Source organism: Allobosea sp. LC85 (assembly GCF_000735605.1).
GTDB lineage: Bacteria > Pseudomonadota > Alphaproteobacteria > Rhizobiales > Beijerinckiaceae > Allobosea.
On record NZ_JPKG01000058.1, the window covers coordinates 37,888 to 54,115 of the forward strand.

17 protein-coding genes are annotated in these 16,228 nt (G+C 61.5%); 11 read left to right on the forward strand and 6 right to left on the reverse strand.

Features of this window, described 5'->3' with window-relative positions:
• Nucleotides 1–49: 49 nt before the first annotated feature.
• From FG93_RS32640 to FG93_RS32645, 7 genes are all read left to right on the forward strand, one after another.
• Nucleotides 50–943 carry a hypothetical protein gene (locus FG93_RS32640; RefSeq protein WP_152579629.1) on the forward strand — a complete coding sequence of 298 codons (894 nt, stop codon included), beginning with the start codon at nucleotides 50–52 and terminating at the stop codon, nucleotides 941–943.
• Nucleotides 944–998: 55 nt separating this feature from the next.
• A complete protein-coding gene (locus FG93_RS25765; RefSeq protein WP_043240341.1) occupies nucleotides 999–1,673 on the forward strand; it encodes a DUF4214 domain-containing protein in 675 nt (224 codons plus the stop codon).
• Between the two features lie 83 nt (nucleotides 1,674–1,756).
• A complete protein-coding gene (locus FG93_RS25770) occupies nucleotides 1,757–2,977 on the forward strand; it encodes a hypothetical protein (RefSeq protein WP_152579630.1) in 1,221 nt (406 codons plus the stop codon).
• The gene (locus FG93_RS31460; RefSeq protein ID WP_052514206.1) at nucleotides 2,974–4,071 is read left to right on the forward strand and encodes a glycosyltransferase family 1 protein; all 1,098 of its coding nucleotides are present in this window, start codon (nucleotides 2,974–2,976) and stop codon (nucleotides 4,069–4,071) included. The genes FG93_RS25770 and FG93_RS31460 overlap by 4 nt, the downstream gene beginning before the upstream one ends.
• 67 nt (nucleotides 4,072–4,138) lie before the next feature.
• On the forward strand, nucleotides 4,139–5,326 hold the full coding sequence (locus FG93_RS25780; protein ID WP_152579631.1) for a glycoside hydrolase family 71/99-like protein: 1,188 nt from the start codon (nucleotides 4,139–4,141) through the stop codon (nucleotides 5,324–5,326).
• Nucleotides 5,323–6,294, forward strand: coding sequence for a phosphotransferase (locus FG93_RS25785; protein ID WP_043240346.1), 972 nt, complete (start codon nucleotides 5,323–5,325; stop codon nucleotides 6,292–6,294). The genes FG93_RS25780 and FG93_RS25785 overlap by 4 nt, the downstream gene beginning before the upstream one ends.
• Nucleotides 6,295–6,669: 375 nt before the next feature.
• Nucleotides 6,670–6,915 carry a hypothetical protein gene (locus FG93_RS32645; protein WP_152579632.1) on the forward strand — a complete coding sequence of 82 codons (246 nt, stop codon included), beginning with the start codon at nucleotides 6,670–6,672 and terminating at the stop codon, nucleotides 6,913–6,915.
• 194 nt (nucleotides 6,916–7,109) lie between these two features.
• On the opposite strand, the gene FG93_RS25790 is transcribed toward FG93_RS32645, so the two are convergent.
• Nucleotides 7,110–7,952 (reverse strand): hypothetical protein, encoded by an 843-nt coding sequence (locus FG93_RS25790; RefSeq protein ID WP_043240348.1) that lies wholly within the window; start codon nucleotides 7,950–7,952, stop codon nucleotides 7,110–7,112.
• 156 nt (nucleotides 7,953–8,108) lie between these two features.
• On the opposite strand from FG93_RS25790, the gene FG93_RS25795 reads away from it, so the two are divergent.
• Nucleotides 8,109–9,785 carry a glycosyltransferase gene (locus tag FG93_RS25795; protein WP_043240351.1) on the forward strand — a complete coding sequence of 559 codons (1,677 nt, stop codon included), beginning with the start codon at nucleotides 8,109–8,111 and terminating at the stop codon, nucleotides 9,783–9,785.
• On the opposite strand, the gene FG93_RS25800 is transcribed toward FG93_RS25795, so the two are convergent.
• The 5 genes from FG93_RS25800 to FG93_RS31465 all read right to left on the reverse strand — a co-directional run bounded on the left by FG93_RS25800 (nucleotide 9,779) and on the right by FG93_RS31465 (nucleotide 13,196).
• Nucleotides 9,779–9,997, reverse strand: a complete 219-nt coding sequence (locus FG93_RS25800; protein ID WP_244448748.1) for a hypothetical protein — start codon at nucleotides 9,995–9,997, stop codon at nucleotides 9,779–9,781. The genes FG93_RS25795 and FG93_RS25800 overlap by 7 nt on opposite strands.
• Nucleotides 9,998–10,077: 80 nt before the next feature.
• Nucleotides 10,078–10,887 (reverse strand): DUF2092 domain-containing protein, encoded by an 810-nt coding sequence (locus tag FG93_RS25805; protein WP_052514209.1) that lies wholly within the window; start codon nucleotides 10,885–10,887, stop codon nucleotides 10,078–10,080.
• Nucleotides 10,888–11,356: 469 nt separating this feature from the next.
• Nucleotides 11,357–12,025: a hypothetical protein gene (locus FG93_RS25810; RefSeq protein ID WP_043240354.1), complete on the reverse strand. Its 669-nt coding sequence runs from the start codon at nucleotides 12,023–12,025 to the stop codon at nucleotides 11,357–11,359.
• A gap of 12 nt (nucleotides 12,026–12,037) precedes the next feature.
• Nucleotides 12,038–12,763: a HupE/UreJ family protein gene (locus FG93_RS25815; protein ID WP_043240356.1), complete on the reverse strand. Its 726-nt coding sequence runs from the start codon at nucleotides 12,761–12,763 to the stop codon at nucleotides 12,038–12,040.
• 46 nt (nucleotides 12,764–12,809) lie between these two features.
• A complete protein-coding gene (locus FG93_RS31465) occupies nucleotides 12,810–13,196 on the reverse strand; it encodes a hypothetical protein (protein ID WP_152579633.1) in 387 nt (128 codons plus the stop codon).
• A 105-nt stretch (nucleotides 13,197–13,301) separates the two neighbouring features.
• Here FG93_RS31465 and FG93_RS25825 point away from each other — a divergent pair, with 105 nt between their 5' ends.
• Genes FG93_RS25825 through FG93_RS25835 form a run of 3 tightly spaced genes read left to right on the forward strand, consistent with a single transcriptional unit; the run spans nucleotide 13,302 to nucleotide 16,223 of the window.
• On the forward strand, nucleotides 13,302–13,580 hold the full coding sequence (locus tag FG93_RS25825) for a metal-sensing transcriptional repressor (protein ID WP_043240358.1): 279 nt from the start codon (nucleotides 13,302–13,304) through the stop codon (nucleotides 13,578–13,580).
• 7 nt (nucleotides 13,581–13,587) lie between these two features.
• Nucleotides 13,588–14,832, forward strand: coding sequence for a nickel/cobalt efflux transporter (locus FG93_RS25830; RefSeq protein WP_043240360.1), 1,245 nt, complete (start codon nucleotides 13,588–13,590; stop codon nucleotides 14,830–14,832).
• Nucleotides 14,833–14,852: 20 nt separating this feature from the next.
• The gene (locus FG93_RS25835; protein WP_043240363.1) at nucleotides 14,853–16,223 is read left to right on the forward strand and encodes an MFS transporter; all 1,371 of its coding nucleotides are present in this window, start codon (nucleotides 14,853–14,855) and stop codon (nucleotides 16,221–16,223) included.
• Nucleotides 16,224–16,228 lie beyond the last annotated feature (5 nt).

Here is a 16,228-nt window from a genome sequence, read left to right on the forward strand (position 1 = left end):
TCACCCCGCTATGCGTGATCTATAGCCGCTTCTTGGTGGGAGGTCAGCCATGCCCACGGTCACGTACAATCTAGAAAAAGATTACGGCGATCATACACCGGAAGGTGGACGTGGGCCTGAAGACTTTAATTCCAACGTAGGCCACGAGAACTTTCAAATTAGTGAGTTCGTGGCATCTTTAAAGGCAAGCGCGCAGGATAACTTCGCCCAATTCAAAAACGGGGATGTTTCGCGCGTTGATCAAGACGACGATCAACCTTCCCACGAAGCAGAGAAGCACGACGTAGAGGAGCATTCTGTCGATCATGCCCAGCCCGGCTCCGACAGCGTCTCCCACGCCGAGGAGCAGGTCGCCAAGTACCAACCGGACTGGTCGCCGGCCGAGAGCCATAAATGGTTCGAGGACGACGGGCGGGACATGGTTTCGGGAAGCCGCGATGTGACCATGGGACCCGCGACCTCCAAGGCCGACATCCATATCGACGCCGGCAAAAACAGCTACCCCGAGGTCGACAAGGACGCTGCGCAAGATCTCCAGCACCAAGACCCGCAGCACCATGTCCAGATCAACGTCACGGCTGAAAACGAGTCCGCCATCGCCCGTGTGTTCCACATCGCCAGCAATACCGACCCGAGCGCCGATCAGGTCACCCACGCCCTGGGCGTATTGTCGCATGGCGGCAACCTCTCCGATGTCGTCAAGAGTGCCTTCTCGGAGCTGGATGTCCACAGTCCGGGCAACCATGGCGACAACACAGCCTTCGTGAAGACAGCTTTCAGTCACATCGATGACCCTGCACAAGCCAAGGATCTGATTTCTGGCTATATTGACGCTCTCGATCAGGGCGGATTGACGAAGGCCGACGTTATCTCCGCCATCGCCCAGCACACGACGGCGGATGAGGAAACCAACGCCCTCAAGATGAACCTCCATCACGAGTGAGACTGATCGAGCGTAAGGCTATTCGTAGCTTGACGTGTGTTCGGAGTTTAGTTCGATGGACGACGCTGCGACACAGGGAAGCGCGGAGCCTTCGCACCCACGCGGAGCAATCGACGGCATCGATGCAATGGGGCGGCTGCATGGATGGGCGCGGCCGCAATCCAACCAGAGTTTCTGCGACGTCGCTGCAATCTGCGGTTCCATCACCCTGGCCCACGGCCCTGCGAACCGCTTCAGAAGGGACCTTCTGAGAGATGGGCACGGAAGCGGATGGAACGGATTCGCTCTCCGGCTCGATCGTCGGTTTCTGCGGGCGAAAACGATCATTACCGTCGCGGTCGCCGACCCCCTGAACGGAGCGCTCATCTGTGAGCCGCGCGCCCTGGAAGTTCCCGAGGGAGTTCGGGAATGCGGCCCGCTCAGCCTGGGCGGAATCCTGGCCGAAGCGACCGACACGCTTCCCGACTTCGATGCCCTTAGCGGCCTGGAGGGGGCCATCGAGTCTTTCAGGCGGCGGGTTCCGACGTCACAGTTTGTCGAATATTGTTATTGTTACGTATTGGGTCGCCCGGCCGACGATGGTGGTCTGAAAAATTATGTAAATTTACTGGACAGTAAGAAGATGAGTGGGATGAAGCTTCTCAAGATATTATTTAATTCATCGGAATTCGCGAATAATGAATATCACCCTGTTATTCCATCAAGCCCGAGTTTTCCATTTCATGGCTGAATAAAATGCCGTCATATTTGATCGGCCTTCCTGCTTCGAGTTATGCAGGCGAACTGTTTACAGGGGCCGTTCTTGACGCTGCCATGCTAAAAGAAGCGTGCAATCAAAAGTATTATAGAGATATATTCGCCAATCTCTCTGTTTTTTTTGAAGAGATGGGCTACAGGGTCTATGCTATCCGCCGTCCGGAGATTTATGGCACTGCGATTGCAGCCCGCCATCTGAAATCAAGTGTCGCCGATATCCGCGGCTTCCTAGCCGTCGGCAGGCTTGACGAGATACGCTATCTCAAAAATATCCGAAATGTCTGGCTGCTGAATTACTCCAACACGGTTGCCGAGACCGGCAACCTGATCTCGCTTCTGGATCAGGCGCCGGGTTGGGGACAGCGGGCCGGCGGTTTCATCAACGGTATCGGTATCAGCAATCTGGTGCCAAGCGCTGTGCCGAGGCGCGGCGTTCTCTTGCCGTGGCTGCAATTGCTGCGCTCCACCAAGAGCAAGTCGCGCAACGGTCCGCAAGCCCTGGGCCGGGCATCGAGCTGTCCCCTGATCCTCCAGGTGGGCAACCTCGAACAATCCATCGAGATCAGTCAGGAGCGGCTGCAGGGATATTCGGCGTCACAGCAGACCGCGAATGACGGCCCCGCCTTCATAAGCTGGCTCACCGCCGAAGGCGACCTGCCGACCGGTCTCGCGCCGATTTTGCTGGAGTTCTTCAACTTCGAGAAGATGGGCGCAGCCTTCAATTACGTCGTTCTCGTGGAGTGCCCCGCCGCCACGGAAGGCGCGCTTGCTGCGTGTCTGCGCAGGCTCGACAAGACGCTGGCCGGGCTCGGCTTCGACGGACACCAGATCTACTCCTCGAGGATCAAGCTGGTCTTTTCTCCGAGCCGGCGCGCCAGTCGCGAGCTGCTCGAGATGGCCGACCACTACATCGCGACAGAGCCTGACTGGGTGGAAAATCCGCTCGGGCAACTGGCCATGTGCCTGGGTCCCGAACTCATTCGGCTAATGGAGAGCGATGGATTGTCCCTCGACGCGTTGGAGGTGACGCATGCGACGTCGCTGGCCTGCGATCGCTACGACATCCCCCTCGGTCTTGGCCGGTTCACCGCACGATCGGCAGGTTTCCTCGCACCGCGCCCGGGGCAAGTGAGGTCCCTCTTTGCATCTCGGCATGATCGGGCCTCCGCAAGGGGCCCCCACGCCAGGGCCCGAAACATCAGGGCCTCGCAGGATTTTTTCGACACCTGTTACAGCAAGGTGGTTGATCTGCTCATTGGCGAGACCCTGCCGCAATGACCGTCAATGTCTATTTCGATGTGAAACCGCTGCTCGAAAATTTCTGGACTGGTATTCCGGTTTTCACCGCGAGACTGGCCCTTCAATTGCTCGCGGATTCCGACGTCAACATCGCGTTCGGAAGCGATCTGCGCCTGATCGAGACGAACGCGGTTTGCGCCGCCGTCAAGCAGCAGACAGGGCTCTATCTCTGTGCCGACCTTCGGCGCGGACGGAACATCCGCTTCGACAGCCCGGGCAAGTTCGATGTCGCGCTGTTTCCGTCGACAAAGGACGTATTCTCCGTGGCGCCGCGAGAGGCGAGCGTGGTTCACGATATCTCCACCCTGCTGACGCCCGAGTTTCACACCTCGGCCAATATCGCTCATCATCGATGCCACATGCGCCGGGAGATACAGTCCAATGAACTCACTTTCGCCGTGTCGCACGCCACCGGCGAGGATCTCCAATATTATCTGAGCATTCCGAGCTCGGCCATTCAGGTCCTCAACCAGTACGTCGCCTGGCCGGAGCACTTTGGCTCCGAGTACGAGAGCCGGTTCGAGGGGAGGAAACCGCCAAACTTCATCGCGGTTCTCGGCACTATCGAGCCGCGCAAGAATTTGCGCGTGGTCATATCTGCATTTCAGCAATTGCTGGATGCCGACCCGACGCTCCAGGTCGTCGTCATCGGCAAAAAGGGATGGAAGCTGGATTCCGCCCTTACGGCCGAAGTCGATCGTTGGATCGCCGAGGAGAGCCTGCTGATCACCGGCTTCGTCTCCGAGTTCCAGAAGTACTGTTATCTACGCATGTGCAAGATGCTCGTGTTTCCTTCGCTTTTCGAGGGATTCGGAATCCCGGTCCTGGAGGCGCTCAGCCTGGGGACGCCAGTCCTTGCGTCGTGGTCTTCGAGCATCCCCGAGGTCGGTCGGGACGCTGTCCACTATTTCGATCCCCTGTCGACGGCCGACTTCATCGCGCAGTTCAAGTACCTTTGGGGCAAGGTCGATCAGAACCCTGCACCACTTCGCGATGCTGCTTTCGAGGCCGCGAGCAGGTTCACGCCGCAAGCCTTCTACGAACCCGTTGCGAGGTGGATCCATCATGCATAGCTATCTCATCGTCCTCGGAGCTCTCGGTTTCCTGATGTGCGAGCCGGCCCACGCACAGGACAGAGCCATGGAACTGGCGTCGACTTTGTACGGGCGACACGTGGTCGGCTATCAGGGCTGGTTCGTCTGCCCGTCCTCTCCGGAATCCGGCGGCAAATGGGCCCACTGGTTTCGCGGTGAGGGCAAGACGGCCGATGATCTGCGCGTCGACATGTGGCCGGATACGGCCGAACTGACCGCCGAAGAACGGTGCTCCACAGGCCTGAAAACCGGCGCGGGCAATGAGGCTGTGCTGTTCTCGTCGCTTAATTCAAAAACAGTCGACCGCCATTTTTCGTGGATGAAGACTTACAACATCGAAAGTGTCGCTCTGCAGCGGTTCGTTTCGGAACTCACCAGCAGCAGAAAGCGTGCGCAAAGGGATATCGTACTGCAAAACGTGGTCAAATCCGCAAGAACTCACAAGCGGGCTTACTTCATCTACTATGATATTTCCGGAATCGAAGCCGACAAGGACCTGGACATCCTGTTGGCGGACTGGGAACGTCTCTGGAAGGAAAACGCCATTGGTCAAGCTGGCCTCTACCAGATGCATCGGGGCAAGCCCGTCGTCGGCGTCTGGGGCCTCGGCTTCACCAGCCGCGCGGGCTCGGCGAAAGCAGCGGCAAGCCTGATCGCCAGGCTGAAGAGCGGAAGCGGAGCGGCTCCGCCCGCCACGATCATTGGTGGGGTGCCGACACGATGGAGGGGGCTGTCCGGGGACTCGAAGAAGGAACCCGAATGGGCCGATGTCTACAGGTCCTTCGATGTCATCAGTCCCTGGACGGTTGGCCGTTTCAAGACGCCCTCGACCGCCAGGACATTCTGGACGGACCGCATCGTGCCCGACATGGCGGAAACCTCCCGTCTCGGGATCGACTATCTACCCGTCATCTTCCCCGGCTATTCGGCATCGAACCTGAAAAGAAAGGCATCCGAGCCCAACAGCATCGATCGGGATTGCGGCCGGTTCTACCTGGAGCAGGTTGCGGCCGCGGAGAAGTTCGGAGCCCGCATGCTCTATACCGCCATGTTCGACGAATTCGACGAGGGCACAGCGATCATGAAGGCGGCGGAGCCGCAGAATGCCTTGCCGGTCGATGGTGGCCTGATCACTCCTGACGCAGAGTCTTGTGACACCGCGAATGACTGGTACCTTTCTCTGGCGGGGCAAGCGACCCGCATGCTGCAGACGAACCGTCGAGGCGGCCAGTGAGCGCCACGGAACCCGAACTCGAAGACGAGGCCCGGTGGGCGCTTTCAGAGCTGGGCTTCCCAGCCTCGGGCGAGCTCGAGCTCCTCGCCGAGCGGGGCAAGCGCAGAGTCTGGCGCATCGGGGACTTCGTCCTGAAAGGTCTGGCGTCCACGCAAGTTGCCCAGAAAATCTTCGACGTAGGGCCCTATCTTCTGAAGAATGGCTGTCCGGTCGTTGCGCGGCTCGGAGACCGTCTCGTGACAGGCAGCTTCATGAGCTACTTGGTCTTTCCCTATGTCAAGGGCATGTTTCCCAGGTACAGCGAGCCAAAAACGCTCAGGGATCTGGGCCATCTGCTCAGAACGTTCCACGACAGCTCAAAAGACTTTACGGAGAACATCGCTCCGATCCCTGACAAGACATTCGATGCGCCAAAGCGCCTGCGGGAATGGATCACCAATTTCGAAACCGTGTGCGACACGGCGTCGGCGGACCCCTCCCCCTTCGCGGAGGCGTTTCGCGCCCATTCAGGCGAGCTCCGGCGCCAGTGCGAACACGCCTTGAGCCTGGCCACGGACGCGATGACCGCAGTAACGGCGGCCGGCCGCAAACAATGCATCCTGTCGCATGGGGATTTCGGATGCCAGAACGTGATCCGGGGGGCGGACGGCTCCTACGCGATTATCGACATCGACAATACCGCCGTGTCCGTTCGCTCGTATGACCTGGCCCGCCTCGTCACATGGGCGGACCATGATCTTCAGTCATGGTCGAGCGAACGTTTCCGCGATATTCTGACGTATTATGGCAAGATGAAAGATTTTGAGATGGAAATGCTCTACGCTGAGCTTTCTTTCCCTGGATTGTGCATTAGCATCGCGATGGAATACTATCAAAATGCTGACGATTCACGGACAAGCGAGTTCGAGAGAGCCGTTCAGGTTCATCGAACCATGACCGACGAGTTGGGCGTTGCCTATGACAGTTGAGCGGATATGCGCTAACCACGAAGCTACGCCGTCTCAACTGCATAGACGACGGGTATTTACTACGGGAAGTTCGAGGGACGGCGATAGTGTTGTTGATTAAGCAACCGTCACGTTCATGTCTGAATTCTCCCCGCTGGACTATGTTAAGCTCACGGGCCCAGTTGTAACAATTTTTCGTCGACTGGGCGGAATGTTTGGGTTAAGATTTTCGGTAAGTATATTGGACGATGGGGTTCGATCTTGCGGCTTTCGAAAAACTTGCGTTTTCGGAAAAAGGTGGAGGCTCAACCGCCCCCCGAGGCATTGACTATTGTGATTGAAGGAGCGGCGCCAGCTACGCCCGCAGCGATTCCGGAATTCAAGAGGAGTAAAACGATGAATGTATCTGAAAGGATCTCACGATTTCGATACGCGCGTCTTGATCGTGGGCTCACCGAAGAGGGTGAAGACATGTTCCGCCTTCGCATAACGCTGGATCAGAGCGGGATACCACGATCTCTCTACGTCAAACCGGAAGACGCCCTCGCCTTCGCGGCGGAGCTTGAGGCCATTGCCGCGATCCTGAAGGTCAAGACGAACATGCCGAGGCAAGAGGCATCGGAAGCAACCAAGGCGGCGTAGTGCGCTCGTCCAGGTTCGGCGTTTTTCCGAATCTGGAGGTTTCCCAACCGGCCCGAACCGCGCGATTTCCTCGTCGTCTGACGAGGGAGTCCGGCGCATATCGACAGCCGGATTTGCGTGGGGTTGACCTGCTGCGGCGGAGCAGGGACCCTTCACCTATCAGGTCACTTCCTATCAGGTTACTTCCTATCAGGTCACTTGGAGCGAAACACCTTCCTGCGAACCGGCACCTTCTTGCTGTTTGCTTGCGAAGGCGCGCCAGCGGGTTCCAGGGCGCGAATGGCGACCTTCAAGGCACGCAATACCGTACCATGGGATGGCTTGCGCATGTCGATGATCTGGCCGGACTGTGTCTGCGGCCCATGTCCGTTGAAGATCGCGGACACCACGAGTTCGTTCTCGGCTGCCTGCGGTCCTCTGATCTGGAAGCGGATGGCCTCGATACCCGATCCTTCACCCAGTAAACCGACAAAGGATCCGGCGACCCTGGAGCGGATGGACTGCCCGTTGTCGAGCTCGCAGCCATAGCTCAGAAGAACACCGGCGATCGGCTTTTTCCAAGCGAGGGAGAACCCTTCCAGTCTCGATGATGCCGAATTGGATCCCAGCCAACCGGACGCATCCACTCCGCGCAAGCCGCGAGACGTCACATAGCCCGTCAGGATCAGTTCGTCGCCGTCCCGGACCGGGCAAACCGGTGGCATGGGCTTCGCTGTCAGATCGTTGAGCGCTGGCCGGCCGAGGGGCTCGATTTCGACGGTCACGTCCGGCGAGGTGGACAGCAAGCCCGCGATCGTTGTCACCAACACGGAACTGGCCTCGCGAACGCGCAGAACCGCCACGGAGCCGATGCGTAGGCTGCCGTCCACGATGTGGGGTTCGTACACGATCTCGACGGAACTGGCGGGATGGCCAGTCAGGACGATTGTGGGCGGATTCACCTGGTCCATCGCGTCGGTGTAGCGAATGACGAACAATCCCGCGGAAAGCTCGGTCGATTTTGTGACGTATCGCTTCTGTTCGGACATCTTGGTCATGCATCATGTCGCTTGACGGATTGTGGCGGGTGACTCGATCAAATTGAGATTGCAAAGCCTCGCTGGGAAGGATTCTTGGCTGGCAAGGATTGACGAGCGATGCGACGGCTCCCGGAACGACAACTCGCGTGAACCATGACACCTGAACGGAGGGTCTTGAACACACATCCGCAGATCCGGTCGCTATTCTATTTGACGACAGGTCACATCAATCAGCAAGCGGTCGACGAGCCTGAGATCATCGGTTTCTTATGCTGGCTCGCCACGAAGGGGCGAAAGCGCTTCGCAGGTGTTCGGATCACACCGGAGATCATGGAGATCCTGCAGGAGCCTGATCCGCCCTATCGTTCCAGCCTGCAGCGGTATGTGAGCGATACTCTCGCGCCATCGTCTGTTCGACAGACGCATGACCGTTTTCTCGCGTGGTATTACTTCGAGGGTATTCCAGATCTCGGGCTGGCGCCTTTCGTGTCGCCGCACGAAAGAACCTGGCTCCACGAGGCCGAGGGGCCGGACGGACCGCTTCGCCTGGAGAGGCTGGCTTCGATCCACTACGCCGACCTCCTGGGGGCTTTGCCTGACTTTCGCGCTTTCCTGAACTGGTTCCGGTCAACGGGCAGGGACAAGCTTCCCGAGTGGTTGGTAAGACCCGCGACGCGACCGGACGGGGCACGTCTCCCCGGGGTCAACGTCCACGGCCATCTGCATGCCGTCATGGGTTTGGGAGAGGATGCACGCAGCATCCTGCAGGTTCTCGAGGAGCTGGGCGCACCTCGGGTTGTGTGCGATCTTCCGGCGCCAGCGACCGTCACCCAGGATTTCAAGGTCGTGCAACGCCAGTGTGCCGCGGAAACTCCGCTATTCGACGTCAACCTCTTCTGTCTTTCACCATTTGAGACTGCTCGCCTGAGGCTCGTCAGCCCTTCGCACTTCGACGGATGCTATAATGTCGGCTATTGGCCCTGGGAGCTCAGCGCGATCCCGGACTATTGGTCCCAGGTATTCGACACGGTCGACGAGATCTGGGCACCAACCCGGTTCGTCAAAGAGGTCTTCGAAGCCCGCACGCGGAAGCCTGTCTTCCACGTGCCCCCTCTCGTCGAACTGGGCGATGTGCGGCCGCCGAACTGGATTGACATCGGGATCGAGCGGAAGGCGTTCACGGCGTTGTGCCTGTTCGATTTCAATTCATCCCTGGCGCGCAAGAATCCCTGGGGAGCCATCGAGGCCTTTCAGATCGCTCGCGCGAACCTGGCGGAGCCGTCGCTCCTGATCCTGAAAACCATCAACGGAGACCGCAACCCCGACGCGTTCTCCGAACTGTGCAGCCGTATTTCGGCCGACAGCAGCATCGTTGTGCTCGATCGGCATCTCACCCGCAGGGACACGCTGGGGCTGATCGCCGCCGCGGACTGCCTGATCAGTCTTCATCGCGCGGAAGGATTCGGACGCAGCCTGGCGGAGGCCATGCTTCTCGGTACGCCGGTGCTTACCACCGGCGGAACGGGGCCCTTGGATTTCGTCTCGCCTGAGATTTGTTGGGTGGTGGATCATGGCGAGACCCCCGTCCTTGCAGGCGAGTACTGGTTTCATGAAGGCAGTGTCTGGTCTGAACCGAGCGTAGCAGATGCGGCGGCGAAACTGGTCGAAATCACGCGAGGCGGAGCCGATGTGGGCAAGCGAACCCGAGCCGCCAAGGCGTCGATCTCGGACGCCTATGGCCGGGCCGCCGTCGCGGCCCGGGTCCGGGATCGGCTCGTGGCCATCGGCCAGCGGCGACGGTCAGGTAGGCATCCCATCAAGCCTGGCGTCCAGGGCTGCCCTGGCTACTGACATTGGTAGACGATCTGGCCGTAGGAATTCACAACCTGCGGGCAGCCTGGGGCGTAATAATACGCCCCAGCCGCCGCGGCTCCGGCCGCCGCCCCGTAGGCGGCACTCCTGCGGGTGGTCCGGCGGGCCACGCCAGCGTAGCTCATGGGCGTTAACGGCCGCCCCACCCTCGCCTCCGCCTGACTGGTGAACGAGCCCGATGGAACGGACATGTCTCCGCTCCAGAGCAGGGCCGCGCCGCCGGCCAACACCGCGAGCGCGGCGCGGAACATGAATTTCAAACCTGACTTGTTCATTTTGGACCTCCCGGAACGACGCCGGCTGGAATTTCGTCGATGTCCTTGAGCACGGTGATCGCAACGCCGCTGGCGCCTTCCGGCGGCTTGAATGCGAACGCATCCGGCGCCGGACTGACGCCGGTCTTCCAGTCCCTGAGCCGCAGCGTGTACTGGGGTGCGGCACCAACCGCCTTGCTCGTGATGACGTATTTGCACGGCAGCGGCCGGTCACCGACCTCGACCCAGATCTGCCAGTCGGTGTCGAGATTGCGGAAAGCGAGATGTTCGCACTCAACGCCCCCGACGACCCCGCGGCCGAGATGCTTGGCCTCCAGCACCCCTGCCATCAGCACCTCGTAGGGCTTCGATAGAAAAAGATCTGCACCTGGAATTTCGAGCAGGGCTTCGTTTCGGAGCTTGTCGACCACGATGTCGAAGGAACCGACGGCAGGAACCTGTGCGAACCTGTTTCCACCGCGGTCAAAGACCGTCACGTTTGAACCGTCAGAGATCAATTCGACATCGGCATAGCCGCCGGTCCGGCTGATGCGAAACTTGTTCGGGCGGCTCATGGTGACCTCACCCGAGGCGCTGAACTGGATCTTCTCGACGGCCGGGGTCACCGCCTCGACGTCGGCATCGAACTTCAAGGCCAGGTTCTCCTGGCGGCTGAGATAGTCCGTCATGGCCTTCAGGATGCTTCGAGCATCCCCCTCCGCCGATGCGACAGGCGCCGGAACGCCCGTCACGGCCATGGCGGCGAGAAGGCCGAGCGCGGACTTCGTGAGCGCAGCGCGCGGATGCAGACAGATCCTTCGGTTCATTGCGTGATCCTCCCTGGACATCCTCGGGAGCGAACCAGCGGGGAACACGCCTGCTTCGTCCCATCGGATCAACAGCCCCGCGGGATCACTTTAGGCCTTCGCGAACACCGTGAACACCGTGCTTGACCGATGAATACAAGCTCTGGCGGACGGCGAGAACGACACTCCGATAGGACCTCATTGACGCAATAGACGACCACGGGCTTGTCCTTCGGCAGCTCGTCGGCCCAGTCGCGACCGCAGAACGTCGCAAGGCGTTCCATCCATGGCTGCTGGAGCGAGCGGCAGAGGATGAGAAGAGGGTTGCAGACAGTTGGGTGGCGAGGCGGCTCCCAGTTAATGGGCACAAAGGCGCCTCGCCAATGCTGCGGTGAATCATTGCAGAGGAACCTGCCGGCACAGGACGGCCGGCAGGTCGTTGCGATCTACGCCAGTCGCACGACTGGCTGCCTGGCGTTGTCGGACGCGGTCAGACCATGCGCTTGATTGCGCTGTAGGCGCCGTTGGTCTTCAGCGTGATCGTGACATCGGCACTGCCGCGATTGCGCCAGAACCAGCCATAGGCCCCGTCCGTCTCGGCCGTCAGGACACCTTGATCGCCGGCGACGCCGCGGCCGGTCCTGATGCTCTTCTCCTTGCCGCCACCAGTTGCGGTGCCATGCATGTCGTAGTTCACCGCGCCGCCCTGGACGGCCCAGGTGAAATTCACCTGGGCGCCCTTGGCCATTGTCAGCTTGTACTCGATGCCCTCATTCGGCTTGAGCGTGAAGACTGTCTCGTCGCTCTTGGCCGCCTGGGCGAGCAAAACGCGCTCGGCAGCATGGGCCGGCGAGACAAACAATCCGCCAATGATCGTGTTCAGCAGGCTGGAACGCTGGTCCGCGGGCGGAGCAGCCGGCACGCTTTGCGTGTCGCGATTGCGGTCCGCTTCGGCTTCCGCGGCGAGCTGGGTCTTGATCTCTCCCATCTCGGTCAGCCGGAGCGCCCGGCCGATCCCGGTCGGGTCGATCGCGTACTCGGCCGGGAGCACGATGGTGACGAGGATGCCGACTGCCGCGACGAAGGCGATGGCGGTCGAGCGCAGGAGCTGGGCCGAGGTCAGGAGCTCGGCGCGGCTCGGGATATCGGAGTTATACATCGGTGAGGTCCTTCAAGCCTGGGAGATGAAATAGCCGGTGAGCTGGTAGCCGATCAGCACGAACCCGGCGGTGAGCATGACGGTGTTGGCGGCGTAGGCGTGGCGCCAGAAGCTGTCGGTGCGGCGCCAATACCCCATGGCGATCAGGATCATCGCCAGCGCGGTGAGCTGCCCGATCTCGACGCCGACGTTGAAGGCGAGGAGGTTCGCGACGAGCCCGTCAGGTGAGATGTTGTATTCGAGGATCTTGGTCGATAGGCCGAAGCCGTGGAACAGGCCGAAGATCAGCGTCGCGACCTTGGTGTTCGGCTGGAAGCCGAGCCATCTCTGGAAGGCGCCCATGTTGTCGAGCGCCTTGTAGACGACCGAGAGGCCGATGATCGCGTCGATGATGTAGCTGTTGATCCCGACGTTGAAATAGACGCCGAGCAGCATCGTCGTGGAATGGCCGATCGCGAACAGGCTGACATAGATCGCGATATGCTTCGGCCGATAAAGGAAGAAGATCACCCCGAACAGGAACAGGATGTGGTCGTATCCCGTCACCATGTGCTTGGCGCCAAGATAGACGAAGGGGATCAGGTTCACCCCCGTGATCTCCTGGATGTAGCCCTTGTCGCCTTCGGCGACGGCATGGGCGAGTGCTGCATTGAGGCCGGCCAGCGCAAAAAGCGTGGCGAGCATGATCAGGAACGGCGCGCGCAGCCGGCGGCGCCCTTCCGTCGAAGGTTTCGTCATGAATGATCCGTGGTTGTCGTTGCAGAGGGCCGCGCAGCGGCCAGCTTCAGCCGACGACGGATCGAGGCGGACGTTCCAAGGCGCTCGGCAGCCCGGGTTCGACGCCCTCCGGCTCGTGCCGCATCACCGTGCGGACGAAGCGCGGCATGCCGAGCTGGATCTGGCCGACCAGGTTCGCAGTCTCGTGAATGTGGTCAGCGGTGTTGTGGCCGTGGACATGCCCCGGAAGACGCTCGTCCGGCTCGCCCTCGTCATGTGCGTGCCCGTGTTTCGCGATGGCCGCGGCGAGTTCGGCATGGCGCTGGACTTCCGCCTGGGCCATCGCATAGGCGTTGTGGCCCGACTGGACGTGAACCGCGGACAGCAGCATTGCCACCACCGCCAGGAAGGCGGCAGCCAGGCAAAGTCTGATTCTGATGCTGCGTTGCGGCATGGCTTCCAGCAAGACGGACCATTCTTAACGAAAGTTTGACGAGATGGGCATGACGTGACGAATCTCGCCTTTGACTCATCCTATCCAGGGGGATACCTTTTTGCCATGTCCGAGTCTCATGTCCACCAGAGCCACCCCGAGATCGCCAAGCGCCTGCGACGCGCCGAGGGACACCTGCGCAAGGTCATCGAAATGATCGAGGCCGGGCGCCCATGCCTCGACCTCGCCCAGCAGCTTCACGCGGTCGAGAAGGCGATCGGCCAGGCCAAGAAGAACCTGATCCAAGACCATCTCGACCATTGCCTCGAGGATGTCGTCGGCCCGCTGCCGCGCGACCAGCGCCGCTCGATCGACGAGTTCAAGGCAATCGCCAAATACCTGTGAGTTCCCGATGCCGTCCTTCGCCGACCTGATCCAGCAAAGCTCCGCGCACGCCTGGATGTTCATTCCGAGCGCGATCCTGCTCGGAGCGCTGCACGGGCTTGAGCCCGGCCACTCCAAGACAATGATGGCGGCGTTCATCGTCGCGGTCCGGGGAACGGTGACACAGGCCGTGCTGCTCGGGCTGGCGGCGACGGTCTCCCACACGATCATCGTCTGGGGCATCGCGATCGGCGGCATGTATCTTTGGCAAGGTGTCGCGCCCGAGACCTTCGAGCCCTATCTCCAGCTCGTCTCGGCCGTCGTCATCGTCGCCATGGCGCTCTGGATGCTCCGGCGCACCTGGAAGGATCAGCAGCGCGCGGAGGCCGCGGCCGGGGATCACGGCCATGACCATGGTCATCACCATGATCATGAGCAGCATCACGGTCATGATCACGGTCACGGGCATGACGAGCACGGCCATGGCGCGGAGATCCGCCGGATCGACACCGGGCATGGCGTGGTCGCCGTCGAGGTTTTCGAGGACGGCGTTCCGCCACGCTGGCGCATCCGCACCGAGCGCGGCAAGACCTGGCCCGCGAAAGCCATCTCGATCGTGACGGAGAGGCCGGACGGAACCCGCCAGAGCTTCAGCTTCGTGGACAGGGTCGACTATGTCGAATCCGTCGAGGAAATCCCCGAGCCGCACCAGTTCATGGCCCGCATCTCGCTCGGCCATAAGGGGCACAGCCACGACTACGACCTCTCCTTCGTCGAAGACCATGCCCACGGTCACGACCACATGCATGAGGAGTTGCGCGGGCTCGACGTCGCGACGGGCGGCTATCAGGACGCGCACGAGCTTGCCCATGCCAACGACATCCGTCGCCGCTTCGCCGACCGCAACGTCACGACCTGGCAGATCGTCCTGTTCGGCCTGACCGGCGGACTGATCCCCTGCCCTGCGGCGATCACGGTGCTGCTGCTCTGCCTCCAGCTCAAGGAGTTCACGCTCGGCTTCACGCTGGTGCTGTGCTTCTCGATCGGCCTCGCGATCACGCTCGTGACCGTCGGCGCAGCGGCAGCGCTGAGCGTGCGCCATGCGACCGAGCGCTGGTCCTGGTTCTCGACCTTCGCCCGCCGCGCTCCCTACTTCTCCGGGATCCTGCTCGTCGGGGTCGGCCTCTATGTCGGCCTCCACGGCTGGATGGGTCTCTCGGCGCAGGCTCCGCGCGCTGCGCAGGCCGCGCTGGCGCAGCCGTTCGGCGGCTGAGCGGGACGTTCAGGAAAGCCATGCTCGACGTTCTCGCCAACCGCACCTACCGGCACCTCTTCCTGGCGCAAATCATCGCGCTGCTCGGCACCGGCCTGCTGACCGTCGCGCTGGGACTGCTCGCCTTCGAGCTCGCGGGCGAAAGAGCGGGCGCAGTGCTCGGTACCGCGCTGGCGATCAAGATGGTCGCCTATGTCACGGTGGCGCCCGTCGTCGGCGCCTATGCGGCGCAACTGCCGCGCCGGGCCTTTCTGATCGCGATGGACCTGGCGCGAGCCGCTATCGCGCTGCTGCTGCCCTTCGTCTCCGAGATCTGGCAGATCTACGTGCTGATCTTCCTGCTGCAATCGGCCTCCGCGGCCTTCACACCGACCTTCCAGGCGACGATCCCCGATGTGCTGCCGGAGGAAGCGGACTACACAAGGGCGCTGTCGCTCTCGCGGCTGGCCTACGATCTCGAAAGCCTCGTCAGTCCCGCGCTTGCGGCACTGCTGCTGAGCTTGATCAGCTTCCATTGGCTGTTCTCAGGCACTGTGATCGGCTTCCTGGTCTCGGCGGCGCTCGTGCTCTCGGTGTCGCTCCCCCTGTCGCCGGCCGTCCATCGTCAGGGCGGCATTTACGACAAGACGACGCGAGGCATACGCATCTATCTCGCCACGCCACGCCTGCGCGGCCTGCTCGCCCTCAACATGGCGGCGGCAGCCGGTGGCGCACTGGTGATCGTCAATACGGTCGTGATCGTGAAGGGCTGGCTCGGACTCGGTGATGGGCAGGTCGCGCTGGCGCTCGCCTGCTTCGGCGGCGGATCGATGCTGGCCGCGCTCTCCCTGCCTCGACTGCTCGACAAGCTTCCGGACCGACGCGTGATGCTGGTCGCCGCGGCCTGGCTCGGCCTTGTGCTCACGCTGTTCGGCGCCGCCCTGCTCGCCGCGGCCTGGACCGATGTCGCGACGGCGACGACGGTCGCGGGAAGCTGGGCCTGGCCGTTGCTCCTCGCGACCTGGCTGCTCCTCGGCATTGGCTATTCCGCAGTTCAGACACCCTCGGGCAGGCTCTTGCGGCGCTCGGCGCAGGCCGCCGATCGGCCTGCCGTGTTCGCGGCCCAGTTCGCTCTCTCGCATGCCTGCTGGCTCGTGACCTATCCGCTCGCAGGCTGGCTCGGGGCTGTCCTTCCGCTCTCGCTGACGGCAGGCATCTTCGCGGTGTTGACCTTCGCCGCGCTCATCGTCGCCACGCGCGTCTGGCCAGCCGCGGACGCCGCGAGTCTGCCCCACAGCCATCACGACCTGCCGCCGGATCACCCGCATCTCGCCGAAGCCGACGGGCATCGTCATGACCATGCCTTCGTCATCGACGATCTGCATGACCGCTGGCCCTCGCGGGCCGAGTGATCCGA